General features: G+C 66.1%; 21 protein-coding genes and 1 pseudogene. 17 read left to right on the top strand and 5 right to left on the bottom strand.

The features are described 5' to 3' along the window. Positions 1-94 precede the first annotated feature (94 nt). From sucC to frc, 6 genes are all read left to right on the top strand, one after another. Complete coding sequence (gene sucC, locus ACWPN3_RS25255) at positions 95-1291, top strand: ADP-forming succinate--CoA ligase subunit beta (RefSeq protein ID WP_174475077.1); 1197 nt, start codon at positions 95-97, stop codon at positions 1289-1291. 1 nt (position 1292) lies between these two features. Then, positions 1293-2168: a succinate--CoA ligase subunit alpha gene (gene sucD, locus ACWPN3_RS25250; RefSeq protein WP_372398196.1), complete on the top strand. Its 876-nt coding sequence runs from the start codon at positions 1293-1295 to the stop codon at positions 2166-2168. 306 nt (positions 2169-2474) lie between these two features. Further along, on the top strand, positions 2475-5429 hold the full coding sequence (locus ACWPN3_RS25245; protein ID WP_109451252.1) for a 2-oxoglutarate dehydrogenase E1 component: 2955 nt from the start codon (positions 2475-2477) through the stop codon (positions 5427-5429). 43 nt (positions 5430-5472) lie between these two features. Continuing rightward, positions 5473-6729, top strand: coding sequence for a 2-oxoglutarate dehydrogenase complex dihydrolipoyllysine-residue succinyltransferase (gene odhB / locus ACWPN3_RS25240; RefSeq protein ID WP_492239914.1), 1257 nt, complete (start codon positions 5473-5475; stop codon positions 6727-6729). A 337-nt stretch (positions 6730-7066) separates the two neighbouring features. Then, positions 7067-7540 carry a PAS domain-containing protein gene (locus ACWPN3_RS25235; protein WP_109448513.1) on the top strand — a complete coding sequence of 158 codons (474 nt, stop codon included), beginning with the start codon at positions 7067-7069 and terminating at the stop codon, positions 7538-7540. Between the two features lie 110 nt (positions 7541-7650). Next, positions 7651-8901 carry a formyl-CoA transferase gene (gene frc, locus ACWPN3_RS25230; RefSeq protein WP_109448515.1) on the top strand — a complete coding sequence of 417 codons (1251 nt, stop codon included), beginning with the start codon at positions 7651-7653 and terminating at the stop codon, positions 8899-8901. A 133-nt stretch (positions 8902-9034) separates the two neighbouring features. Here frc and ACWPN3_RS25225 read toward each other — a convergent pair whose 3' ends face one another. Next, complete coding sequence (locus tag ACWPN3_RS25225; protein ID WP_199237854.1) at positions 9035-9181, bottom strand: hypothetical protein; 147 nt, start codon at positions 9179-9181, stop codon at positions 9035-9037. Between the two features lie 288 nt (positions 9182-9469). Continuing rightward, positions 9470-9886, bottom strand: a complete 417-nt coding sequence (locus tag ACWPN3_RS25220; RefSeq protein WP_109448517.1) for an HRDC domain-containing protein — start codon at positions 9884-9886, stop codon at positions 9470-9472. Positions 9887-10087: 201 nt separating this feature from the next. Here ACWPN3_RS25220 and ACWPN3_RS25215 point away from each other — a divergent pair, with 201 nt between their 5' ends. Together ACWPN3_RS25215 and ACWPN3_RS25210 are read left to right on the top strand one after the other, a co-directional pair. Beyond that, on the top strand, positions 10088-11125 hold the full coding sequence (locus ACWPN3_RS25215) for a hypothetical protein (protein ID WP_492239913.1): 1038 nt from the start codon (positions 10088-10090) through the stop codon (positions 11123-11125). A 130-nt stretch (positions 11126-11255) separates the two neighbouring features. Further along, positions 11256-11468 carry a hypothetical protein gene (locus ACWPN3_RS25210; protein ID WP_098740667.1) on the top strand — a complete coding sequence of 71 codons (213 nt, stop codon included), beginning with the start codon at positions 11256-11258 and terminating at the stop codon, positions 11466-11468. Between the two features lie 39 nt (positions 11469-11507). Here the strand turns inward: ACWPN3_RS25210 and ACWPN3_RS25205 are convergent, their stop codons facing one another. Continuing rightward, positions 11508-11981: a ferritin-like domain-containing protein gene (locus ACWPN3_RS25205; RefSeq protein ID WP_109049693.1), complete on the bottom strand. Its 474-nt coding sequence runs from the start codon at positions 11979-11981 to the stop codon at positions 11508-11510. A gap of 176 nt (positions 11982-12157) precedes the next feature. Between ACWPN3_RS25205 and hrpB the strand changes: the two are divergent. The 7 genes and pseudogenes from hrpB (at position 12158) to ACWPN3_RS25170 (ending at position 21967) form a co-directional block, all read left to right on the top strand. Next, a pseudogene (hrpB, locus tag ACWPN3_RS25200) lies at positions 12158-14723 on the top strand (ATP-dependent helicase HrpB). A 469-nt stretch (positions 14724-15192) separates the two neighbouring features. After that, positions 15193-16674, top strand: a complete 1482-nt coding sequence (gene dgt, locus ACWPN3_RS25195; RefSeq protein ID WP_492239911.1) for a dGTP triphosphohydrolase — start codon at positions 15193-15195, stop codon at positions 16672-16674. Between the two features lie 58 nt (positions 16675-16732). Beyond that, positions 16733-17419 carry a hypothetical protein gene (locus ACWPN3_RS25190; protein WP_492261802.1) on the top strand — a complete coding sequence of 229 codons (687 nt, stop codon included), beginning with the start codon at positions 16733-16735 and terminating at the stop codon, positions 17417-17419. A gap of 376 nt (positions 17420-17795) precedes the next feature. Continuing rightward, positions 17796-18224 carry a helix-turn-helix domain-containing protein gene (locus tag ACWPN3_RS25185; protein ID WP_174475373.1) on the top strand — a complete coding sequence of 143 codons (429 nt, stop codon included), beginning with the start codon at positions 17796-17798 and terminating at the stop codon, positions 18222-18224. Further along, on the top strand, positions 18221-19087 hold the full coding sequence (locus ACWPN3_RS25180) for an IS3 family transposase (protein ID WP_492239909.1): 867 nt from the start codon (positions 18221-18223) through the stop codon (positions 19085-19087). The genes ACWPN3_RS25185 and ACWPN3_RS25180 overlap by 4 nt, the downstream gene beginning before the upstream one ends. Positions 19088-19373: 286 nt before the next feature. Then, the gene (gene lepA, locus ACWPN3_RS25175) at positions 19374-21176 is read left to right on the top strand and encodes a translation elongation factor 4 (protein WP_109448525.1); all 1803 of its coding nucleotides are present in this window, start codon (positions 19374-19376) and stop codon (positions 21174-21176) included. A gap of 161 nt (positions 21177-21337) precedes the next feature. Beyond that, the gene (locus ACWPN3_RS25170; RefSeq protein ID WP_492239908.1) at positions 21338-21967 is read left to right on the top strand and encodes a hypothetical protein; all 630 of its coding nucleotides are present in this window, start codon (positions 21338-21340) and stop codon (positions 21965-21967) included. A 49-nt stretch (positions 21968-22016) separates the two neighbouring features. Here ACWPN3_RS25170 and ACWPN3_RS25165 read toward each other — a convergent pair whose 3' ends face one another. Both ACWPN3_RS25165 and ACWPN3_RS25160 read right to left on the bottom strand, forming a co-directional pair. After that, complete coding sequence (locus ACWPN3_RS25165) at positions 22017-23105, bottom strand: asparaginase (RefSeq protein WP_492239907.1); 1089 nt, start codon at positions 23103-23105, stop codon at positions 22017-22019. Between the two features lie 51 nt (positions 23106-23156). Then, a complete protein-coding gene (locus tag ACWPN3_RS25160) occupies positions 23157-23381 on the bottom strand; it encodes a hypothetical protein (protein WP_146208061.1) in 225 nt (74 codons plus the stop codon). 158 nt (positions 23382-23539) lie between these two features. On the opposite strand from ACWPN3_RS25160, the gene ACWPN3_RS25155 reads away from it, so the two are divergent. Both ACWPN3_RS25155 and ACWPN3_RS25150 read left to right on the top strand, forming a co-directional pair. After that, positions 23540-24475: a LysR substrate-binding domain-containing protein gene (locus ACWPN3_RS25155; RefSeq protein ID WP_109448533.1), complete on the top strand. Its 936-nt coding sequence runs from the start codon at positions 23540-23542 to the stop codon at positions 24473-24475. After that, positions 24472-25419: an SH3 domain-containing protein gene (locus ACWPN3_RS25150; protein ID WP_492239906.1), complete on the top strand. Its 948-nt coding sequence runs from the start codon at positions 24472-24474 to the stop codon at positions 25417-25419. The genes ACWPN3_RS25155 and ACWPN3_RS25150 overlap by 4 nt, the downstream gene beginning before the upstream one ends. The last annotated feature ends 29 nt before the right edge of the window (positions 25420-25448 follow it).

The raw sequence follows: 25448 nt of genomic DNA, 5'->3' as shown, positions 1-25448 counted from the left end.
CATATCCGGGCCGGGTGGACGCCGGTGGTGCGCCCGTCTTGTCCTTCAGTCGACCCGTTCTCGTCAGCCGAAACAAAAAACAGATGGACGCCCGATGAACATCCATGAGTACCAGGCGAAAAGCCTGCTGAAGAAGTACGGCGTCGCGGTTCCCCGCGGCGGCGTTGCCTACACCCCGCAGGAGGCCGAGACGGTCGCCCGCGAGCTGGGCGGTCCGGTCTGGGTCGTGAAGTCCCAGATCCACGCCGGCGGCCGCGGCGCCGGCCGCTTCAAGAACAACCCCGAGGGCAAGGGCGGCGTCCGCGTCGTCAAGTCGATCGAGGAGGTCGGCAAGAACGCCGCCGAGATGCTGAACAGCGTCCTGGTGACGAAGCAGACCGGCGCGGAAGGCCGCGAGGTCAAGCGCCTCTACATCGAGGAAGGCGCCGACATCAAGCGCGAGCTGTACCTCGGCATGCTGATCGACCGCGCCACCGGCCGCGTGACGATCATGGCCTCGACCGAAGGCGGCATGGAGATCGAAGAGGTCGCCCATAACACGCCCGAGAAGATCATCAAGGTCGCGGTCGACCCGGCCACCGGCATCCAGGGATACCACACCCGCAAGGTCGCCTTCGCGCTCGGCCTGGAAGGCAAGCAGGTCGGCGCCGCCGCCAAGTTCATCCAGGCCGCCTACAAGGCCTTCGTGGACCTGGACTGCGCCATCGTCGAGATCAACCCGCTGATCGTCACCGGCTCGGGCGACATCCTGGCGCTCGACGCCAAGATGAACTTCGACGACAACGCCCTGTTCCGCCACAAGGACGTGGAAGAGCTGCGCGACGAGGCCGAAGAGGATCCGTCGGAGATCGAGGCGGCCAAGCACAGCCTCAACTACGTCAAGCTCGACGGCAACATCGGCTGCATGGTCAACGGCGCCGGCCTGGCGATGGCCACCATGGACATCATCAAGCTGTATGGCGGCGAGCCGGCCAACTTCCTCGACGTCGGCGGCGGCGCCACCAAGGAGCGCGTCACCGCGGCCTTCAAGCTGATCCTGTCCGACAGCAACGTCGAAGGCATCCTGGTCAACATCTTCGGCGGCATCATGCGCTGCGACGTGATCGCCGAGGGCGTGGTCGCCGCGGCGCGCGAAGTGCACCTGCACGTTCCGCTGGTGGTGCGCCTGGAAGGCACCAACGTCGATCTGGGCAAGAAGATCCTGGCCGAATCCGGCCTGCCGATCCTCTCGGCCGACAACCTCGCCGATGCCGCCGAAAAGGTGGTCAAGGCCGTGAAGGAGGCCGCGTAACATGGCTGTTCTCGTCGACAAGAACACGAAGGTGATCTGCCAGGGCTTCACCGGAGCCCAGGGCACCTTCCACTCCGAGCAGGCCATCGCCTACGGCACCAAGATGGTCGGCGGCGTGACGCCGGGTAAGGGCGGGGCCAAGCACCTCGACCTGCCGATCTTCGACACCGTCGCCGAGGCGGTCGAGAAGACCGGCGCCAACGCCTCCGTGATCTACGTGCCGCCGCCGTTTGCGGCCGACGCGATCCTGGAAGCCATCGACGCCGAGATCCCGCTGGTGGTCTGCATCACCGAGGGCATCCCGGTGCTGGACATGGTCCGCGTCAAGCGTGCGCTCAGCGGTTCGGCCACCCGCCTGATCGGCCCGAACTGCCCCGGCATCATCACGCCGGACGAGTGCAAGATCGGTATCATGCCGGGCCACATCCACAAGCGCGGCAAGATCGGCATCGTCTCGCGCTCCGGCACGCTGACCTATGAAGCGGTGGCGCAGACCACGGCGGCCGGCCTCGGCCAGACCACCTGCATCGGCATCGGCGGCGACCCGGTCAACGGCACCAACTTCGTCGACAGCCTGGAGCTGTTCGTGAAGGACCCGGAGACCGAGGGCATCATCATGATCGGCGAGATCGGCGGCGACGCCGAAGTCCGCGGCGCCGAGTTCATCAAGGCCTCGGGCACCAAGAAGCCGGTCGTCGGCTTCATCGCCGGCCGCACGGCTCCTCCGGGACGCCGCATGGGCCATGCCGGTGCGGTGATCTCCGGCGGCAACGACACCGCCGACTTCAAGATCGACTTCATGAAGTCGGTCGGCATCGCCGTCGCCGACAGCCCCGCCAGCCTGGGCTCCACCATGCTGAAGGTGTTCAAGGGCTGATCGCCGGCGGGCGTCACGGCGACGTGACGCCCGCGGCCTCATGCCTTTGAAAAGAGGACGCCTTTCGAAGAGGTTGACGGGCGGGACGCTGCGGTGCCCCGCCCGACGCCCCTTCGGCCTATCCTCTTGGACGGTTGGTCCTGGGAACCCATATGCAAGCGTCGGCGGTGCGTACGGCATCCCACCTCGCATCCCACCGGCTCCCCTCGCCGGTTCTTGCACATGGGTATCCATCGATCTCCCGCCCCCTTCATCACTCGCGATCATCTCCCACAGGGAATCGGGCTCACGGCCCGAGGTGAAACCATGTCGGCAAATCTGGAACAGACCTCGTTCCTCTTCGGCTCGAACGCCGGTTACGTCGCCGAGCTCTACGCCAGCTACCTGTCCAACCCGGCCGCCGTCGACCCCAGCTGGAACAGCTTCTTCCAGGATCTGGACGAGGATTCGCGCGCCGTCCTGGACGAGCTGCGCGGCGCGTCCTGGACCGTGTCCGATCTGGAAGACCCCAAGGCCAAGCGCGACCCGGTCGCCGAGAGCTTCATCGTCGCCGTCCCCAACGGCGCCGCTACGAACGGCGCCGCCGCGGCGATGAACGGCCCCGGCAACGGCGCCATGCTGTCCCACACCCAGCAGGTCTATGGCGGCATCAGCCCGCAGCAGCTGCGCGCCGCCACGCTGGACAGCATCCGCGCCCTGATGCTGATCCGCGTCTTCCGCGTCCGCGGCCACATGAACGCGCATTTCGACCCGCTGGGTCTGGAGAAGCGCGAGCCGCACCCGGAACTGGATCCGGCGACCTACGGCTTCGGCCCGGACGACCTCGACCGTCCGATCTTCCTGAACTACTCGCTCGGGCTGGAAACGGCGACGCTGCGCCAGATCCTCGACATCCTGCACAAGACCTATTGCGGGACGATCGGCGTCGAGTTCATGCACATCCAGGACCCGGAAGAGAAGGCCTGGATCCAGGAGCGCATCGAGGGCGGCCGCAACCACACCGACTTCACGGTGAACGGCAAGCGCGCCATCCTGGAGCGGCTGACCGCGGCCGAGGGCTTCGAGAAGTTCCTGCAGCTGAAATACACCGGCACCAAGCGCTTCGGCCTTGAGGGCGGCGAGTCGATGATCCCCGCGCTGGAGCAGATCCTGAAGCGCGGCGGCCAGCTCGGCCTGAAGGAGGCCGTCGTCGGCATGGCCCACCGCGGCCGTCTGAACATGCTGACCAACTTCATGGGCAAGCCCTTCTCCGCCGTCTTCTCGGAGTTCCAGGGCAACCCGTCGAGCCCCGAGGACGTCCAGGGCTCCGGCGACGTGAAGTACCATCTCGGCACCTCGTCGGACCGCGACTTCAACGGCAACATCGTCCACCTGTCGCTGACCGCCAACCCGTCCCACCTGGAATGGGTCAACCCGGTCGTGCTGGGCAAGGTGCGCGCCAAGCAGCAGCAGCGCCGCGACCTCGAGCGCGAGCAGGTGATGGGCGTGCTGATCCACGGCGACGCCGCCTTCGCCGGCCAGGGCATCGTGGCCGAGACGCTGGGCCTGTCGGAGCTGCGCGGCTACCGCACCGGCGGCACCATGCACTTCATCATCAACAACCAGATCGGCTTCACCACCAACCCGACCTATTCGCGGTCGGGCGTGTACTGCTCCGACATGGCCAAGATGGTGCAGGCGCCGATCTTCCACGTGAACGGCGACGATCCCGAAGCCGTCGTCCATGTCAGCCGCATCGCCATCGAGTTCCGCCAGAAGTTCAAGCGGGACGTCGTGATCGACATGGTCTGCTACCGCCGCCACGGCCACAACGAGGGCGACGAGCCGGGCTTCACCCAGCCGATCATGTACAAGAACATCCGCTCCCACGCGACCACGCGCGAGCTGTATGCCAAGCAGCTGGTGGCGGAAAACGTGATCACCCAGTCCGAGGGCGACCAGATCACCCAGGACTTCATGAAGAAGCTGGAGGGTGAGTTCGAGGCGTCCAGCACCTACAAGCCGAACAAGGCCGACTGGCTGGAAGGCAAGTGGGCCGGGCTGGAGGCGCAGGGCGCCAACACCGCCCACCGCGGCGAGACCGGCGTGGACCTCGACAAGCTGAAGCAGATCGGCTTCAAGCTCTGCGAGTACCCGAAGGACTTCGCGATCAACTCCAAGATCGCGCGCCAGCTGGAAGCCAAGAAGAAGACGCTGGAGACCGGCGAGGGCATCGACTGGGCGACCGCCGAGGCGCTGGCCTACGGCACGCTGGTCGCCGAGGGCACCGGTGTGCGCCTGTCGGGCCAGGATTCCGGCCGCGGCACCTTCTCGCACCGCCATGCGGTGATGTACGACCAGAACACCGAAGAGAAGTACGTCCCGCTCTGCCACGTCAGCCCGGACCAGGCGACCTTCGAGGTCCATGACAGCCCGCTGTCGGAAGCCGCCGTCGTCGGCTACGAATACGGCTATTCGCTGGCCGAGCCGCACAATCTGGTCCTGTGGGAAGCGCAGTTCGGCGATTTCGCCAACACCGCGCAGACCATCATCGACCAGTTTATCTCGTCGGGCGAGTCCAAGTGGCTGCGCATGTCCGGCCTGGTGCTGCTGCTGCCGCACGGCTACGAGGGCCAGGGTCCGGAACACTCGTCCGCCCGTCCGGAACGCTTCCTGCAGATGTGCGCCGAGGACAACTGGCAGATCTGCAACGTGACGACGCCGGCCAACCTGTTCCACGTCTTCCGCCGCCAGATCCGCCGCAGCTTCCGCAAGCCGCTGGTCCTGTTCACGCCGAAGTCGCTGCTGCGCCACAAGCTGTGCATCTCCGACCTGTCGGAGATGGGCCCGGGCAGCAGCTTCCACCGCGTGCTGGGCGAGACCGCCAACGATCTGGCCGCCAACGACAAGATCCGCCGCATCGTGGTGTGCTCCGGCAAGGTCTATTACGACCTGCTGCAGGAGCGCATGAGCCGCGGCATCAAGGACGTCGTCATCCTGCGCCTGGAACAGCTCTACCCGTTCCCGAAGGACGCGCTGGCCGCCGAGTTCGCCAAGTATCCGAACGCCGAGCTGGTCTGGTGCCAGGAAGAGCCGGAGAACCAGGGCGCCTGGTTCTTCGCCGACCGCCGCCTGGAAGCCGTGCTGAAGGATGTCGGCCACAAGGCCGGCCGCCCGTCCTACGTCGGCCGCCCGGCCACCGCCTCGCCGGCGACCGGCCTGCTGAAGCGCCACAACAAGGAGCAGGCCAAGCTCCTGGATGAAGCCCTGACGGTCCGCTGACCCTCTCGCCCAAGCGAACAAGAAGACGAACGAGGAATAAGAAATGGCTACCGAAATCAAGGTCCCCACGCTGGGTGAGTCCGTCTCCGAGGCGACGGTCGCCCGCTGGCTGAAGAAGGCCGGCGAGGCCGTCGCCATGGACGAGGCGCTGGTCGAGCTGGAGACCGACAAGGTCACGCTCGAGGTGAACGCCCCGGCCGCCGGCGTGCTGGCCGAGATCGTCGCCGCGGAAGGTGCGAACGTCGAGGTCGGCGCCCTGCTGGGCGTGCTGACCGAAGGTGCCGCCGCCGGTGCCGCCCCGGCCGCCGCCGCTCCGGCCGCTGCCCCGGCTCCCGCCGCCGCCCCGGCCCCGGCTGCCGCCCCGGCCGCCGCCGCCGCTCCGGGCAACCTGGCCGCCTCCGGCCCGGCCGCCCGCAAGCTGGCCGACGAGAAGGGCATCGACGGCTCGTCCATCGCCGGTTCGGGCAAGGACGGCCGCGTGACCAAGGGTGACGTGCTGGCTGCCCCGGCGGCTCCGGCTCCCGCCGCCAAGCCGGCCGCTCCGGCCCCGGCTCCGAAGGTCCAGTGGGCCGCCGGCACCCAGGGCGACCGTCCGCGCGCCGCTCAGGAAGAGCGCGTCCGCATGACCCGCCTGCGCCAGCGCATCGCCGAGCGTCTGAAGGAGGCCCAGAACTCGGCCGCCATGCTGACCACCTTCAACGAGGTGGACATGTCGGCGGCGATGGCTCTGCGCGCCGAGTACAAGGACTATTTCGAGAAGCGCCACAAGGTGCGGCTCGGCTTCATGTCCTTCTTCGTCAAGGCCGCCGTCCAGGCCCTGAAGGAGATCCCGGCCGTCAACGCCGAGATCGACGGCACCGACATCGTCTACAAGAACTACTATGACATCGGCGTCGCCGTCGGCACGCCGCAGGGCTTGGTGGTTCCGGTGGTGCGCAACGCCGACCAGCTGGACTTCGCCGGCGTCGAGGGCACCATCGCCGCTCTCGGCAAGAAGGGCCGCGACGGCAAGCTGTCGATGGACGAACTCACGGGGGGCACCTTCACCATCTCCAACGGTGGTGTCTACGGCTCGCTGATGTCGACCCCGATCATCAACCCGCCGCAGTCGGCCATCCTCGGCATGCACAAGACGATGGACCGCGCGGTCGTCGTCGGCGGCAAGATCGAGGTCCGCCCGATGATGTATCTGGCGCTGTCCTACGATCACCGCATCATCGACGGCAAGGAAGCGGTCACCTTCCTCGTCCGCATCAAGGAGCTGATCGAGGATCCGCGCCGCCTGCTGCTGGACGTCTGAGACCAACGAGGCAAGGGAGGGCAACTGCCCTCCCTTGACCCACCCGTCCAAGGGCCAAGGCCCTTGGAACCCTGAAGGGGCGCCGCAAGGCGCCCTTTTTCTTTTGGCGCGCACTCCCCCGAAGAATCCCCCTCTCCCCGGGGGGAGAGGGGATACCTGCACCCCCCAAAAGGTTCGCGCAAACAACAGTTCGCGAAGCGCTCAAATCCTCTTGCCAAAGATATGGTATCTGGTATACCGTATCGATAATGTCAGTGCGACGGCGGCTTACGGGCCATCGCCGCACCGGCTCCCCCGGTGCCCAATCCAAGAGGGGGCGGGCACCAAGGAGATCGACATGGACGAGAGGACAGCAGCGGGTTCGCCCGCGGTTGTGGATTGCGAACAGCTGGTGGCGGTGATCGGCGATGCCGTCATCGTGTCCGATCCGGCCGGCGCCATCGCCCTGTGGAATGCAGCGGCGGAGCGGATGTTCGGCTTCACCGCCGACGAGGCGATGGGCAAGTCGCTCGACATCATCATTCCCGAACGCCAGCGCCAGCGTCATTGGGATGGGTACGAAAACACCATGGCCACCGGCGAGACCCGCTATGGCCATGATTTGCTTCGGGTTCCGGCGGTCCACAAGGACGGGCACAGCCTGTCGATCGCCTTCACCGTCGCGCTTTTGCGCGGGACCGACGGTGCGGTGACCGGGATCGTCGCCGTGGTGCGGGACGAAACCGCCCGCTGGACCGAAGAGCGGACATTGCGCCGCCGCCTCACCGACCTCGAAGCCGCCGCCCGAGCAGGCGTCGCTGCGGCCGGCTGAGGGCGAGCGGACCCCGGGAGCAGGCTCCGAAGATCGAACCGGAGCCGATCCCTGACGATCAAATCCAACAGACAAACTGAAACAACGCGAAATAAGGGAGTGTTGCAGTCATGACCAAGCCGCTCGAAGGCATTAAGATCATCGACTTCACCCACGTGCAGGCCGGCCCCGCCTGCACCCAGCTTCTGGCCTGGTACGGCGCGGACGTCATCAAGGTCGAACGTCCGGGCGCCGGCGACGTCACCCGCAGCCAGCTGCGCGACATCCCGGATGCCGACGCGCTGTACTTCACCATGCTCAACAGCAACAAGCGCTCCCTGACGCTGGACACCAAGACGGCCGAGGGCAAGGAAGTCCTGACCCGCCTGATCAAGGAATCCGACGTGCTGGTCGAGAATTTCGGCCCCGGCGCGCTGGACCGCATGGGCTTCAGCTGGGACAAGATCAAGGAACTGAACCCCGGCATGATCGTCGCCTCGGTCAAGGGCTTCAGCGACGGCCACCATTACCAGGACCTGAAGGTCTATGAGAACGTCGCCCAGTGCGCCGGCGGTGCCGCGTCGACCACCGGTTTCTGGGATGGCCCGCCGACCGTGTCCGCCGCCGCTCTCGGCGACAGCAACACCGGCATGCACCTCGCCATCGGCATCCTGACCGCGCTCATGGCCCGCACCAAGACCGGCAAGGGCCAGAAGGTCGCCGTCTCGATGCAGGACAGCGTGCTGAACCTCTGCCGCGTCAAGCTGCGCGACCAGCAGCGCCTGGACCGCGTCGGCTACCTGGAGGAATACCCGCAGTACCCGCACGGCAAGTTCACCGACGTGGTTCCGCGCGGCGGCAATGCCGGCGGCGGCGGCCAGCCGGGCTGGGTGCTGAAGTGCAAGGGCTGGGAGACCGATCCCAACGCCTACATCTACTTCACCATCCAGGGCCATGCCTGGGCGCCGATCTGTAAGGCTCTGGGCCGCGAGGAGTGGATCGACGATCCGGCCTACAACACGGCTCTCGCCCGTCAGGACAAGATCTTCGACATCTTCGCGATCATCGAGGATTGGCTGAAGGACAAGACCAAGTTCGAGGCCGTCGACATCCTGCGCAAGTACGACATCCCGTGCGCGCCGGTGCTGTCGATGAAGGAGATCGCCGAAGACCCGTCGCTGCGCGCCAGCGGCACCGTCGTCGAGGTCGACCACAAGCAGCGTGGCAAGTACCTGACCGTCGGCAGCCCGATCAAGTTCTCGGACATGACGGTCGAGGTCACCGGTTCCCCGCTGCTCGGCGAGCACACCGACGAGGTCCTGGCCCAGCTCGGCTACAACAAGGACCAGATCGCCGCCATGCACAGCGCCAAGGTGGTCTGAGGCCGATTGCCCCCGCCACGCCCCTCTCCCTCCGGGAAGAGGGGTGGGGTGAAAGGGGCACCCGACAGACTTGCGAAAACCAAAACGGCGCCCCATCCGGGCGCCGTTTCCTTTTCGCAACCGTCCAATCCGGTCAAATCTTTCGGCCGCGCTCCAGATCGTCCAGGATCTCGTCCGCCCGGCTGGTCAGGGTGTGGGCGAGCCGGTCGTAATGCCCGTTGCCGGTCATGCGGGCGCGCCGGGCGGCTTCCGCCCCCAGCATGGCCAGTTCCTGCGCCATCTTCCGATAGTCCGGAACCATGGTCCACACCGCGTCCGCGGGGACCGCGTGCGGAGCTGCGCCACGACGCTTCGGATGATCCTTCCAAGCCACAGTCATCCCATCCACCGGTGCCAGTGAAGGGGGCAATCCTGGCATACCACAACGCCCGGACCAACTGACGCTTACGGCAGGTTCGCCACAGCCTTTGGCTGTGCATCGCCTTTCCGAATCGGATAGGACTTCGCCGATGCTCCACCCGGAGCCGATCAACTGGTCAGTCGATCGGCCGCTCAGTCGATCAGCCGGTCAGTCGATCAACAGGTCCAGCGTCGAGCGCACCACCTGCACGATTTCCCCGCCCTGGGGCGAGATGGCCTGCCCGCGGGCATTCAGGATGATCGACAGCTCATGCTCCGTCGTGGGTGCGAAGCGGGCGATCTCCTGCACCAGATCGTCGGCCAGAACGGCGTCGCGCGTCACCCCGGCCTGGGCGGCGGCCTTGTCGCGCCAGCCGTTCAGCGCCGCGGCGATGGCGGCCTCGATCTGCTGCGATTCCTCCTTGCGGCGAAGGTCGGTGAACAGCACCAGCACGCGCCACGCCCCGTCGGCATAGGCGGTTTCGATGCGCTGGACCTCGACCGTCCGCAGGAAGCTGGACAGCTGCGCCTGCGCCTCTTCGGCGGCGGCGTCGGGAATGCTGAAGGTGCGGATCTCGGTGCTCATCGCCCAATCCTGTTGTAAGGAGCCAACCCTGCGACAAGGCCGTCCTCCATGGTCGGAGCCTACACACAAACGGCGCGTTCGGCAAACCGGGACCCTGCGGCGGAGGTGTTCCGGGGCCTTGGGGATACCCCCAATTACCGCGTGTCGATTCACCTCCTCCGCGCGTTGTGGGAGTAGCCGCAGCACGCCCGGAGACGCCCGATGTCCCATCTCGACCCGCAGGAGCCCCCGTCCCAGTCTCAACCGGACCAGCAATCCGTTTCCCCCCACGCCGGGGAAACCGCCGCCGCGGAGACGCCGCGGCGCGGCAAGCGGCGCTGGGGGGTGCTGGGGACGCTGCTGATCGCACCGCTGGTGCTGGCCGCGCTGGCGGCGCTGGGGGTGCTGTGGAGCGGGTCGATGCTCTACGACCAGCCCTTCGCCTGGTACAACCTGAACCGCATCAACACGGTGGCAGAGCGGGCGGCGCGCGTCCCCAATTCGGTGATGGTGGTGGCGCTGGGCGACACCGCCCTGCGCGACGCCACGCTGGACGAGCACGGCATGGCGAAGGTCGCCGCCGAGCGCGGTGTGCCCAACCTGGAATTCCTGCGCATCGTCCATCGACAGGCCCAGTTCGCCGATTTCGAGCCGCTGCTCGACCGGCTGATCGCCGTCAAGCCGACGCTGATCCTGATCGACCGCAACCTGCTGACCGCCAGCCGCGGCCCGGTCGACGAGCTGCAACGCTACGGCAACGGCCTGATGCGGCTTTATCGCGGCCAGACCTATGTTCAGGATCAGGTGGCCCTGCAATACCGGCGCGGCTGCGGCCCGACGCCGTCGGCCTGGCTGACCGGCGGGGCGCCCGGGGCCGTCGCCGGCTCCACCGCCACCGAGCGGCAGGTCCGCGCCTTCATCGACCGCGCCTGGGCCGCCGGCATCCGCGTCGCCCTGATCGAGGTGCACAGCCGCCCGGCCCGGCAGGCGCCCAGCCTGATCTCCAGCGCCTCGGCCGCCGAACCGGCCGGCCAGCCCACCGCCGCCTCGCTGCCCTTGTGGAACTACGGCGGCGGCGCCGTGGAGCCCGAGGACTATGAGGGCGCCGCCCCCACCGCCGCCTGCGATCAGGCCAGCGCCACCGGCCGCAACGCCTTCTCGGTCTGGCTGACCGGCGGCATCGCCGGGGCGCTGCGCGGCGCCCAGCCCGACCGCATGCCCGGCCGCGCCCCGGTGACGGAGGCCGCATCGCTGCCGTAAGGACGCCCCTCAAAAATGACGCCCCTCAAAATTGACGCAGTGCAAACGTCGCCATTCTTTCCGCCTTCCGGTTAAACCACTTTTTGTTTATGGTTTTGCCGTCGGGCAAGTCGCAACAGGAGACGGATGCATGGCTTCCATCATGATCAAGAAGGCCGGCGAAGGGCTGGTCTCGCAGGCCCACCGCAACGCCGACGTCGGCCCGACCAGCGGCAGCTCGGTCGTCTATGAAATCCAGAACGTACCGGGCGGCGTCAGCGTCGACGACGTGATCGCCGCCTTCAAGACCTATCAGCCGGCCGACAAGGTGTACGAGATCGACTGGTCCGCCCTGTCAAAGTAACCAGGGGAGGGGGCAGCCAGCGCCCCCTTCCTCACTCTCTTACCCCTGCAACGCCGGATAGCGCTTGGCCCACACCTCCAGCTGGGCGACATGCTCGGCCTCTTCGGCGGCGAACTCCTCGGCCATCATGCGGACCTCGGCGTCGGTGGTGGTCTTCGCCACCTCGGCATAGAAGGCCTGCCCGCGCCGTTCGCTGTCGAGCGCCAGTTCCAGCGCGTATTCCACCGTCATCAGATAGTGCGAGCCTTCCATCGAGGCCGCTTCCGGGCTGTCGCCGTCCGGCCACTGGAAGTCTTCCGGCGCCAGATCGGGGATCTTGCGGAAGCCAGACCGTTCCCGCGCCTCGGCCAGATGCAGGCGCGAGAATTTCGCCATCTGGCCGAAGAAGGCCGCGACCTCCTGGTTGCCATAGGTCTTCATCGCCTCCGACAGGTCGGAGAAGCGGTTGGCGGCGTCCTCCTCCAGCGCACAGGCGTGGGCGAGGAACAGGGCGGCGTCGTGGATATCGGTCATGGGTCCCTTTGAGGTGCGAAAAAGCCCGACGACGACAAAACCATACAGTTTTTAAGGCCATCGGTCGCGACCGCTCTCCCGCTGCCCCACCCCTGCGACCTTTTGGCGCGCGCCGCGCCCACCCGCACCCGAAAAGCATTGCCTTTCGCTCCGGTTCGCGGCAGCAGACTCCCCCCATGAGCAAGCCCGCCTTCCCCGCCCTTCCCATCGATCCCGTCCTGCCCGCCCTGCTGGAGGCGCTGGACAGCCGCGGCACCGCCGTGCTGCAAGCCCCGCCGGGTGCGGGCAAGACCACCCGCGTGCCGCTGGCCCTGCTGGAGGCGGCTTGGGCAAAGGGCCGCAAGAATCCTGGTGCTGGAGCCGCGGCGCCTCGCCGCCCGCGCCGCCGCCCGCCGGATGGCGTCGATGCTGGGGGAGGCGGTGGGCGAGACCGTCGGCTACCGCGTGCGCCTGGATACCAAGGTCGGCCCGAAGACCCGGATCGAGGTGGTGACCGACGGCCTGTTCCTGCGCCAGCTTCAGGAGGATCCGGAGCTTCCCGCCGTCGGCGCCGTCCTGTTCGACGAGTTCCACGAGCGCGGCATCGACAGCGACCTCGCCCTTGCCCTGGTGCAGGAGGCGCGCGGCGCGCTGCGCGACGATCTGCGCCTCGTCGTGATGTCGGCGACGCTCGACGCCGCCCCGGTCGCCACCCTTCTCGCGGACACGCATGGCCCGGCCGCGATGGTGACCAGCGAGGGCCGCGCCTACCCGGTCGAGACCCGCCACCTCGACGCGCCTCCCCAGGGCACCCGCATCGAGGACGCCGTCGCCGCCGCCGTCCGCCGCGCGCTCCGCGAGGAGCCCGGCAACGCCCTGGTCTTCCTGCCCGGCGTCGGCGAGATCCGCCGCGTCCAGTCGCTGCTCGACCAGTCCGACCTCGGCCCGAACACCGTCATCGCCCCGCTCTATGGCGACCTGTCGGCCGAGGCGCAGGACCGCGCCATCGGCCCCACCCCGCCCGGCCAGCGCAAGATCGTGCTGGCGACCTCCATCGCCGAGACCAGCCTGACCATCGAGGGCATCCGCATCGTGGTGGACAGCGGGCTGATGCGGGTTCCGCGCTTCGACCCGCGCGGCGGCATGACCCGTCTGGCGACAGTGAAGGTCAGCCAGGCCTCGGCCGAGCAGCGCCGCGGCCGCGCCGGCCGTCTGGAGCCCGGCGTCTGCTACCGCCTGTGGCCGGAGGCGACGCACAAGGCGCTGGCCCCCTTCACCACGCCGGAGATCGCCGACGCCGACCTCGCCCCGCTGGCGCTGGAGCTTGCGGTGTGGGGCGTCTCCGACCCCGCCAGCCTGTCCTGGCTCGACCAGCCTCCCACAGCGGCGATGGCCCAGGCGCGCGAGCTGCTGACCGGCCTCGGCGCGCTCACCAAAGCGGGAGCCATCACCCCGCACGGCCGCCGCATGGCCGGCTTCGGCGTGCATCCGCGTCTGGCCCACATGATGCTGGCCGGCAAGGCGATGGGCCAGGGCGCGCTCGCCTGTCTGGTCGCAGCATTGCTGGGCGAGCGCGACATCGTCCGCGCCCAACCGGGCTTCCGCGACGCCGACCTGCGCCTGCGCGTCGATCTGCTGCGCGGCGAGGAGCGCGGCGGCCAGGGTGCCGCGCGCGGCCTCAGCGTCGACCGCGGCGGGGCGCAGCAGGCGGTGAAGCAGGCCCGGCAGTGGCGCCGCCAGCTCGGCGTGCGCGACGACGACGCGATGGATTCCAACGCCGTCGGCATCCTGCTGGCGCTGGCCTATCCCGACCGCATCGGCCAGCGCCGTCCCGGAGGCCAGCCCGGCGGCGTGGCGGCGCAGTATCGCCTGTCGGGCGGGCGCGGCGCCTATTTCCAGCAGGCCGAGCCGCTGTCGGCCGAGGAGTGGCTCGCCATCGCCGACCTCGACGGCGCCGCCCGCGAATCGCGCATCTTCCTGGCCGCCCCGGTCACGCTGGCCGATCTGGAGGAGAGCTTCGCCGACGACATCCGCACGGAGACCATCGTCGCCTGGGACGCGCGCGAGCAGACGGTGCTGGCGCGGCGGCGGCGCATGCTGTTCGCCCTGATCCTGAAGGACGAGAAGCTGGCCAAGCCGCCGGCCGACGCGATGACCGCCGCGATGATCGAGGGCATCCGCGCGCTGGGCCCGACCTGCCTGCCCTGGACCGACGAGCTGCGCAAATGGCGCACCCGCGTGATGTTCCTGCGCACCCGCGAGGGCGACGCTTACGACTGGCCCGACCTGTCCGACGACGCCCTGATGGACGGTCTGGAGGCGTGGCTGGCCCCCTTCCTCGACGGCGTGTCGCGCCGCGCCCATCTGGAGCGCATCGACCTGTCGAGCGCGCTCCGCGCCCTGCTGCCCTGGGAGTTGAAGACCCGCCTGGACGCCGAGGCCCCGACCCATGTCGAGGTGCCGAGCGGCTCCCGCATCCCCATCGACTATGACGGCGAGGAGCCGGTGCTGGCGGTGCGGTTGCAGGAGATGTTCGGCTTGGCCCAGACCCCGCGCATTGCCGGCGGCCGGGTGCCCGTGCTGCTGCACCTGCTGTCCCCCGCCCGCCGCCCGGTCCAGGTCACCCGCGACCTCGCGAGCTTCTGGGCCAACGCCTACAAGGCGGTGAAGGCGGATTTGAAGGGCCAGTACCCGAAACATTACTGGCCCGACAACCCGCTGGAAGCCGAACCGACCGCAAGGGCGAAGCCAAGGGGGCGGTAACGGCCCGCCCTGCACCGCAACGCCCCCAATCCTCTCTCCCCCTGGGGAGAGGGTCAGGGTGAGGGGGCAGCAAAGGCGCCAGCCTTTGCCAGGGGATCGCAAAGGGGCAGCATGCCCCTTGGCGGCGCGCCGAAGCGCGGCCGTCCACGCCCGAAGGCAATGGATAACCGGAGAAGACGGTGACGGAGCGTGTCAGATATGAAGAACTTGCTTGCGTTAGGCAGAGAAGGTGATTGTGACTTTAGGCAGTCAGCAATAGAATGCACCTCCGCAACGGATAGGTGGTTTTTGAGTGTCCTTGCAAGAAACGCGTCAGAACTAGCACAAACTCTTAAAGCTAACATCGAATATTCTCTGAATAATCTTATGGAGCAGAGGAAAAGATTGTCATGATGATGAAGCACACGATTGGGATCATCTCGATTCCCTACAAAAAGTGAGGATCGTGCAGCGCTTTTATTGGCATTGAATGCAAAAGAGATTTTTAACTTTATCAATGGAACGAAATATGTCTGTAAATCTTTGGAGTGAAACTCGGCGCCCGAGGCTGAACAGCTCAAGTAGCGAAGCATCGACAAATGACCACGATCCAAACGGTGTACGCTCTTTTTTTCAGCAGGACTACGACCGACTTCTCTTTTCTACCCCTGTACGCCGTCTCGCTGACAAGACACAAGTTTGGCCGATGGATGACAACGACGGGGTTCGCACTCGCTTAACGCATTCCCATGAGGTTGCGAATTTGGCGCGATCAATTGGGACGCGTGCATTTAGGCGTGCACCTGAAGCTTTCGCAGGCGTCAATTTAAGCGACACTATCCAGCCCATGCTTTCTGCTATTGGGCTTGCGCATGACCTTGGGAACCCACCCTTCGGCCATCAAGGCGAAAGCGCAATTGGAAACTGGTTTAAGTCTAGGAAAGACTGGATTTTCACCAAAAGTTACGACAGGAAGAAAAGAATCCGCCACCCTATTCCGGGAAAATTTTGGCCGGAGTTTACTAAATTCGACGGCAATCCGCAAAGCCTCCGTCTTTTGACAAAGCTTCAGACGCATCACTCTCGTCTTGGGCTAGACCTGACTGCAGCAACACTCGCGGCTACTTTGAAGTACCCTGTTCACGTAACAGGGACAAGCAAACAAAAGCCTCACATCAAAAAATATGGCTATTTCGAGTCAGAGAAAGAAATTGTTGATTGGATTCGCCTGGAGACAGGGCTCGCCGAAAAGCAGCGACATCCACTCACGTGGATAATGGAAGCATGTGATGATATTGCTTACTCAGTGCTTGACGTTGATGACCTGCTGAAAAAGGGACTTCTCTCACCAGATGATGTTCTAATCACACTCCAACATAACAAAGATGTCGCAGGACGAGATACTATTAATAAGATTGACGAAAAATTTAGAGAGGTGAACGAAAGTGACCGGCGCGTTGAGATTCGTCACGACATTAAGATACAATTTCTGCGCGCATATGTAATTGAGGCACTCATTAATGATGCGAGCGACGCATTCGTGGCCAGCGTTGACCAGATAATGAAGCTGACTCACGAGGCTCCTCTCATGGATAACAATCCTCTATGCGACGCTCTAAAGTATATAGCAAAGCAGTATGGGTTACGCCATCCATCGGTGCTGCGCACAGAAGCGGTGGGCGCCGTAGCGATTGACGGGATTATGTCATCGTTATGGGAGGCTATTTCCGAAAGAGAAGCAGACGACCTAAGGTCAGCACGCAGTAGCGCTCGCGCACGGTACATCTTCTCTTTGATTAGTCCAAACTATCTGGAGGAAGCGGAAAAGTCTAAGTCCTTGGATGGGATTGCAGGCACACTACGTTATCGTGAACTCCGTCTTCTCACCGACATGGTGTCGGGGATGACGGACACATATGCTACGAAGCTTTGGCAAGATATCAACTCGGTGCCGAATGTCAGTTGCCCCTAACTTTTCTTCGCTTAAACGGCGATTGGATCGCTACTTTTGGGAGAATCAGCTAACTGAGATGAAGGTTCTGCAAAGCCATCTTAATGAAAATTTTATGAAATTTGACCGGGTTGCGGTGATTGGAGAACTCGTCCGAGATTTCGCTCGCAAGGGCCGCACAGGCTTTAGGTCTGATGTTGATCTAGTTATTGATGCCCCTGCAGAATCAATCGCGCGTTTGGCTAGATCGCTGAATGCCACACCTAATAAATTCGGTGGCTATGGTTTCCGTGGGGGGCCATGGCAAATCGATTTCTGGGCTTTAGAAACAACATGGGCTGCGCGCTACGCCGGCGTATCTGTGAAATCGCTGGAAGACGTGATTCGCTGCACCTTTTTCGATTGGGATGCTGCCGCGTATGACTTGCATTCAAGAAAACTAATTTGTAGTAGGGATTATCTAGACCGGATCAAAAACGGGGCTCTCGACATCAACCTTCGCCTCACTCCTTCACCTGATGGGAACTTGCTGCGGTCAATAAGGCGCATCGTACTGTGGCGCCTTAACACAGGACCAGCACTGCGTTCCTTTATCGAAGAAGCATTAAACGAAAAGACACTCAAGCGTATACAGCATAAAGAAATGGCCACTTACCCCTTACCCATTACCACCTCTTGGAAAAATGCTAAAGATGCCCGCCAAAAAATACTTGAGATTAGTCAAAAGAAAAATTATCAAGAACAGCTCAAGTTGGGAGATTTCTGAATTTAACTTTGAATTTAGGATGGCGAACGCCCCTCAATTCAATAATTTGCGCACTTTCTCCATTGCCTGTATTTATTGCGCTCCATTTATTTATGGGTAGCCCAAGCCTTGCCCTTCCCTTTTTTCGCCTACCCTTACCACCACTCCCCCAACCATGCTACGCTTGCGCCCTCCCCCACCCGCGGAGGGCACCGCATGCCCCGACAGTGGCGATCCGCCACCTCCGCCCGCTCCACCGAAGCCGCCCCGCGGCCCGTCCTCCCCCCGTGCGTCCCCTCCCCACGCGCCCGCCCGGATGGAACACTGGACACCCCTGGAGTGCCCCCTGAAACTGAGACAGTGTTAAAGTGTTCCAGTTCTCTGATGGAGAGGACCGATGGGAGAGAAGCGAAGTTTGGAGTTCAAGGTTTCGCTGGTTCGACGGCTTGAAGCTGGCGAGCGGATAACGGATCTTGAGCGAGAGGCTGGCGTATTCCGTGCGCAGATTTACCGCTGGCGCGATGCTTTTGGTCGTGCGGGTGAGGCTGGATTGGAGCGTCGTCCTGGCCGCCGACGCGGCTATCGGCGGTCTCGATCTGCAGAGGGAGGCCCTTCAGCGGGCCCGGCGCCGAGCGCGCCTGCGGAGGCAGCATTGGATCAGCTTGCGCCTGATGTGCGTGCGTGGGTATCGGAGCTTGAGCGGACGGTTGCGCGCCAGCAGCTTGATTTGGATTTTTTCAGCGAAGCCTTGCAGCGTATCGAGGCATCACGCCGGCCGAAGAGCGCGGCTGGCGAGACGGCGTCTATGCCGCCATCCAGGCGATGACGCAGCGGCAAGGCAGAGTTTCGGTGGACCGGATGTGCCGGTTGGCGGGGGTGAGCCGGGCCGGTTTTTACCGGCATTGGCAGGAGCGGGCGCCGTCGGCTGAGGAGACGGACCTGCGCGACGCCGTCCAGCGCCTTGCCCTGGTACACCGGCACTACGGTTACCGGCGGATCACGGCGCTGTTGCGCCGGGAGGGGCGGCTGGTGAACCACAAGCTGGTGCTGCGGCTGATGCGGGAGGACAACCTGCTGTGTCTGCGTCGGGCATCGTTCGTCCCGGCGACGACGGACAGCCGTCATGACTTTCCGGTCTGGCCCAATGTGGCGCGCCGCCTGGCGTTGAGCGGACCGAACCAACTGTGGGTGGCTGACATCACCTATGTCCGGTTGGGCGGGGCGTTCGCCTACTTGGCGGTGGTGCTGGACGCTTGGTCGCGCCGGGTGATCGGCTGGGCACTGGGCGATCATCTGCGGGCGGAACTGGCGCTGGAGGCGCTCGACGGTGCCTTGGCCGTACGTGGAGCAGGACCGATGGTTCACCACTCCGACCGAGGCGTCCAGTATGCGTGCCGGGCCTACATCGGGCGCCTGGAGGCTCATGGCGTCCAGCCAAGCATGAGCCGGGTCGGCTGCCCTTACGACAATGCCATGGCGGAGAGCTTCATGAAAACACTCAAGACCGAAGAGGTTGATGGCCGCAGTTATGCCGACATCGCCCAGGCAAGGGCCTGCATCGACCGCTTCATCGACGAGGTGTACAATCGCCAGCGCCTTCACTCGGCCCTTGCCTACAGCCCACCGGTCGAGTTCGAGGAAAATTTCCCGCCACCAGGGCCGGGCGGCCGCCCGGCCCTGGTGGCCTGACCAATCCGGAACAATTTAACAAGCGTCTCAACTTCGGGGGGCGGTCCACACCCCCCGCAAAACCGTTCCATCCTGTTCCATACGTTCCACGTCCCGCCGCCCCACCCGCCCCCGATGGAACAGTGAACACCCCGCCGAAAAACGTTCCGCCCCGTTCCATCCACCCCACGCCGCACCCTTCCGCAACCGCCCGTACGCCCTGCGCGCCGCCCGCCGACACACCATCATTGCGCCCACCCCCCGTCCGCCCTATGTTCCCGGCAAACTCTCGCTTGTCCGGGCCCCGATGACTGACCTCTCGCACATCCGCAATTTCTCGATCATCGCCCACATCGACCATGGCAAGTCGACCCTTGCCGACCGGTTGATCCAGCAGTGCGGCGGCCTCGACGCGCGCGAGATGCGCGAACAGGTGCTCGACAGCATGGACATCGAGCGCGAGCGCGGCATCACCATCAAGGCCCAGACCGTCCGCCTGCTCTACAAGGCCGAGGACGGCAAGCAGTACACGCTGAACCTGATGGACACCCCCGGCCACGTCGACTTCGCCTATGAGGTCAGCCGCAGCTTGGCCGCCTGCGAGGGCTCGATCCTGGTGGTCGACGCCTCCCAGGGGGTCGAGGCGCAGACGCTCGCCAACGTCTATCAGGCGATCGACAACAACCACGAGATCATCCCGGTCCTCAACAAGATCGACCTGCCCGCCGCCGAGCCGGAGCGGATCAAGCAGCAGATCGAGGACGTGATCGGCCTCGACGCGTCGGACGCGGTGGAGATCTCGGCCAAGTCCGGCCTCAACATCGGTGCTGTGCTGGAGGCGGTGGTCAAGCGGCTGCCGCCGCCCAAGGGCGACGCCGACGCGCCGCTGAAGGCGCTGCTGGTCGACAGCTGGTACGACCCCTATCTCGGCGTCGTCATTCTGGTGCGCGTCGTCGACGGCGTCCTGAAGGTGAACCAGAAGGTGCGCTTCATGGCCGCCGGCTCGGCCCATGACGTCGACCGCGTCGGCGTCTTCACGCCGAAGGCGCTGCTGACCGGCGAGCTGCGGCCGGGCGAGATGGGCTTCATCACCGCCGCGATCAAGGACATCACCCAGACCAAGGTCGGCGACACCATCACCGACGAGCGCAAGCCGGCGACCGAGGCCCTGGCCGGCTTCAAGCCGTCCATCCCCGTGGTGTGGTGCGGCCTGTTCCCGGTCGATGCCGCCGATTTCGAGCGGCTGCGCGACAGCCTGGGCAAGCTCAAGCTGAACGACGCCAGCTTCCATTACGAGGCGGAGACGTCGGCGGCGCTGGGCTTCGGCTTCCGCTGCGGCTTCCTCGGCCTGCTGCATCTGGAGATCATCCAGGAGCGGCTGGAGCGCGAGTTCAACCTCGACCTCATCACCACCGCGCCGTCGGTGGTCTACAAGCTGACGATGACCGACGGGACGGTGCGCGACCTGCACAACCCGGCCGACATGCCCGACGTGATGCGGATCGACCACATCGACGAGCCGTGGATCAAGGCGACGATCATGCTGCCCGACGAGTATCTCGGCGGCGTGCTCCAGCTCTGCACCGAGCGGCGCGGCCAGCAGATCGAGCTGACCTATGCCGGCGCCCGCGCCATGCTGGTCTACCGCCTGCCGCTGAACGAGGTGGTGTTCGACTTCTACGACCGGCTGAAGTCGATCAGCCGCGGCTATGCCAGCTTCGACTACCAGATGGACAGCTACGAGGAAGGCGACCTCGTGAAGCTGTCGATCCTGGTGAATGCCGAGCCGGTGGACGCCCTGTCGATGATCGTCCACCGCAGCCAGTCCGAGCGCCGCGGCCGCCAGCTCTGCGAACGGCTGAAGGAACTGATCCCGCGCCAGCTGTTCAAGATCGCGGTGCAGGCCGCCATCGGCGGCAAGATCATCGCCCGCGAGAGCATCAGCGCCATGCGCAAGGACGTGACCGCCAAGTGCTATGGCGGCGACATCAGCCGCAAGCGCAAGCTGCTGGACAAGCAGAAGGAAGGCAAGAAGCGCATGCGCCAGTTCGGGCAGGTCGAAATCCCGCAGAGCGCCTTCATCGCGGCGCTCAAGATGGGCGACGAATAAGGCAAACGGACAAGGCGGGCTCAGGCCCGCCTTTTTTGTACAACGCGGCAATTCCGTACAACCTTGCGCAACAAAACGGCCGTTCGGGTGTCATCACACCCAGGACGGTGCCGCTCCTGCGCGGCGCCTCCCCTGTTTTTGGTTCTATCCGGGAGGATGACATGCGCAAGTTTCTCGCCGCCGCGGTTCCGGCCCTGATGCTGATGGCCGTCGCCGCGCCTGGCCACGCCCAGATGGGTCAGACCCAGACCGGCGGGTCCGCCAGGTCCAACGCCGTCGCCAACGGCACGATGGACACCGGCGCCCGCGACGTCCAGGCCAGCCGGGACATGATCGGCAAGCGGGTGGTCCACCGCCATGGCGGCCCCGTCGCCGGCACCATCCAGAACGTCACCACCGGCGCCGACGGCCAGACCATGGTCGAACTGAAGCTGGCCAAGTCCGGCCAGTCGGTCATGCTGCCTCCCGCCTCCTTCGAGCGGCGCGGCCGCCAAGTGGTCGTCATGCAGGACCAGATGGAGCTTCAGCAGCTCGCCCAGTACAGCAGCCAGGCCAACACCGGCTACGGCAGCTCGACCGGCGGCGCCATGGGCGGCCAGATGGGGAGCGGCTCGATGGGCGGCTCGATGAACGGCGGCATGGGCTCCGGCTCGATGAACCAGGGCACGATGAACCAGGGTTCGATGGGCAACGGCTCGATGAACCAGGGCACCATGGGCACCGGCACCATGGGGAACGGCACGATGAACCGCGGCACCATGGCCCCGGCCCAGCCCGGCATGGGCCAGTAAGCCGTCACCGAAGGCGGAGCGCCATCGGCCTCCGCCTTCGGACAGGCGCTCAGTCCCCGATCACCGTCAGTTCGCCGGCCTGCGGCACCGGCATCGCCGCCTTGACCGCCGCAACGTCCAGCCCGGCGGCGAACAGGCAGACCAGCTTGGCGTAGCTGGCCTCCGGCGTCATGTCATAGGCGCCGACCGCCCCCACGGCGCCGAGGCCCGTCGCATAGGCGCCGGGCAGCACAGCACCACGCTGCACCTGGGTGTTGTCCATCAGCACGACGCCGGCCTTCACCGCCGCCGACAGCGTGTCGAGGAAGTCCGGATCGGTCGAGCCGTTGCCCTCGCCGTAGGCCAGCACGATCGCCCCCTTCGCCGCCGGGCTGGTGCCGGTCAGCATCGCCGACACCGTGCTGGCGCGGATACCGGGATAGAGCCACAGCATGACGACGGAGAAGCCCGCCAGCGCCGCCGGCAGGGCGTCCAGCGCCGCCATCCGCTTGTCCCGGTTGTCCGGCCCGGCCAGCGAGACACCCGTGTCCGGCATCGGCAGCCAATGCGGCTCGTTGCGCGCGACCACGCTGCCGATGGTGGCGAGCGGCGGGAAGTTGGGGGAATCGAAGCCGGCGAAGCGGTTGGCGTCGACCTTCGACGAGCGGTTGCCGCGCAGCAGCTTGGTGTCGAAATAGACGCAGACCTCCGGCACCGGCAGGGTGCCGGCCGCCACGATGGCGCCGACCAGATTGGCCGGCGCATCGCTCAGCGTGAAGGACAGCGGCACCTGCGATCCGCTGAACACCACCGGCTTCGACAGGCCGGGCAGCAGGAAGGACAGGGCCGACGCGCTGTAGGCCATGCTGTCGGTGCCGTGCAGCACGACGAAGCCGTCATACTGGTCATAGACCGACAGCAGCCGCCGGGCGATGGCGACCCAGTCCGCCGGCGTCATGTTGGAACTGTCGAGCGTGCGGTCGAACCAGTCCATGGTCCAGCCCAGGTCCGGATAATCCTTCACCCGGTGGTCGGACAGGCCGGGCACCGACAGGGCCAGCCGCTCGAACTCCATGCCCGGCACCGGCGCCAGCGCCCCGTTGGGATTGGTCACGCACCCGATGGTGCCCCCGGTGTACAGCACATAGACCCGCCCCATCGCCCACTCCTGCCGGCATAGTTATCGGCGGCAGGATAGGCTGCGGGCCGCTTACTTCTCAAGACGCTGGCGACCCGGAATTGGCAGCGGCGACCGGACCGACGACGGCGCGTGCTCCACGGTCAGGCGATACCCCAACGCAGGCCCGGCCGAGGGCAACGGATTGTAGGCGAGGCGGAAGCGCCGCGGTTCCGGCACGGCCGGGGTGGGGATGGCCGGCGGCTCCAGGCGGGCGGCACCGAGAACCGTGCCGGTCCAGGCGGCGAACAGCGACATGATCGGAAACTCCAAGGGGGTCGGAGGCCGACAATGGGGGGTGCGCCAATCCCTTGGAAACGAATAGGCATTATGGTGTCATCACGGTTCGTAATGACCGCGCCGTTGCGGACGGGCCGGCGCTCTGCTTGAATAAGCGGCAACTTCCGGTTCCCGACATGCCCGCCAATCTCGACACCGACCTGCTGCGCGCCTTCGTCGCCGTGGCCGACAGCGCCAGCTTCACACGCGCCGGCGAAAGGCTGGGACGCACCCAGGCGGCGGTCAGCCAGCAGGTGCGCCGGCTGGAGGACACGGTGGGCAAGCGCGTGTTCGAACGCGACACCCACGGCGTGCGCATGACCCGCGACGGCGAGGTGCTGCTGGCCTATGCCCGGCGCATGCTGACCCTGAACGACGAGGTGCTGGCGCTGATGCACCGCAGCCCGACGGTGGCGAGCGTGCGCATCGGCACGCCCGACGATTACGCCACCATGCTGCTGCCGGAGATCCTGGCCCGCTTCAACGCCGCCTATCCCGACGTGATGGTCGAGGTCGTCTGCGACAACAGCCCCGATCTGGTGGCGGAGATTGAGAAGGGCCGCTACGACCTGGCGCTGATCACCCGCAAGGCCGGCGAGGCCGGCGGCGAGCTGGTGCGGCAGGAGCCGGTGTCCTGGGTCGCCCCGCCGCTCGACCCCGCGCCGGGTTGCCGTCCGGTGGAAAGCCTCGATCCGCTGCCGCTGGCGCTGTTCCCCAAGGGCTGCGTCGTGCGGGACATCGCGGTCGCCGCCCTGGACGGGATGGGACGCGACTGGCGCGTCGCCTTCACCAGCAAGAGCGTCGTCGCCGTCCATGGCGCGGTGATGGGCGGGCTGGGGGTGACGGCGATGGAGGCCTGCACCGTCCCGCCCAGCCTGCGCCGCATCGGTGCGGCGGAGGGCTTTCCCGACCTGCCGGACGTCGACATCGCCCTGCACCGCGCCCGCGGCACGGCGCCCAAGCCGGTGCGGCTGCTGGCCGACGCGATCCACGACCTCGTCGGCGGCCAGCTGCTGGGCCGCCGGAAGCCACCCCATGCCTCACAGGTGACTGCCAGGGAAGCCGCCCAATGATCGCCGTGCCGCCCCGTTGCCTCCTCCCAGCGCTCGCCCTTGTCCTCGCCTGTGCCGGCAGTGTTGCAGCAACCCCGCCGGCCTGGGCGCAGAGCCCCGTCGCCATCGGCGCCCCGCTGACCGGCGAGGTGGTGCTGAACCGCGACATCGAGGTGCGGATCGGCCCCAGCGAGGATGCCCGCATCGTCATGACGCTGAAGCAGGGCAAGGCGCTCAACGCTCTCGGCACGCCGCGCGGCACCTATTGGACGGAGATCGCCATCGGCGGCCAGCCCATCGGCTATGTCCCTGCCGATTCGCTGGACCCGGCGCTGATGGTCACCGGACGGCCGGCAATCGGCGGCGAAGGGCCGCGGCCGCCCAAGCCCGCCGCCAACCAGCCGGCGGATGCCCCTCCCTCCCACCGCAGCGCCGCGGTCGTCCCGCGGGCGGCCTGGGACAAGGCGGCGCAGACCCCGGCGGAGGGCTATGTCGTCGCCGCCGGCCCGATTTCCGCAACCGAGATCCTGGCCAACCGCAAGCGGCGCAGCTTCACCCTGCGCAAGGGCGACGTGGTGGCGCTGATCGGTGCCGCCGATGGCGAGGCGACGCTGGCCCTGCCCGCCGGCACCCGCGCGCTGGCGCCGGTCCAGGGGCTGGTCGGAGTGGCCGCGCCCTATCCACTGCCGGGGATGCCGCCGGTCGAACCGGGCATGCTCTACGGCATCAAGCTCGGCGAATATGTCAGCTACGCCGAGGGCTTGCGCGCCTGGAAGGAGTTCACCGCCGGGCCGGGCAGCGCCTATCGCGACCTGCCGGCGATGGTCTGGCCGGTGTTCCGCAAGGGCCGGTTGCTGTACGAGGTCGGCGTCGCCCCTTTCACGCGCTTGCAGGTCGACACCGCCTGCGGCACGTTGGCGCAACGCGCGCTCGATTGTACGGTGATCGAGCTGGATACGTTTTGATGAGTGACCGCCATGCGGGCCGGCCAAGC

The organism is Azospirillum sp. UENF 111221 (assembly GCF_058780625.1).
Note: the sequence above shows the minus strand (reverse complement) of the source record. Positions and strands in the feature narration are given on the sequence as shown.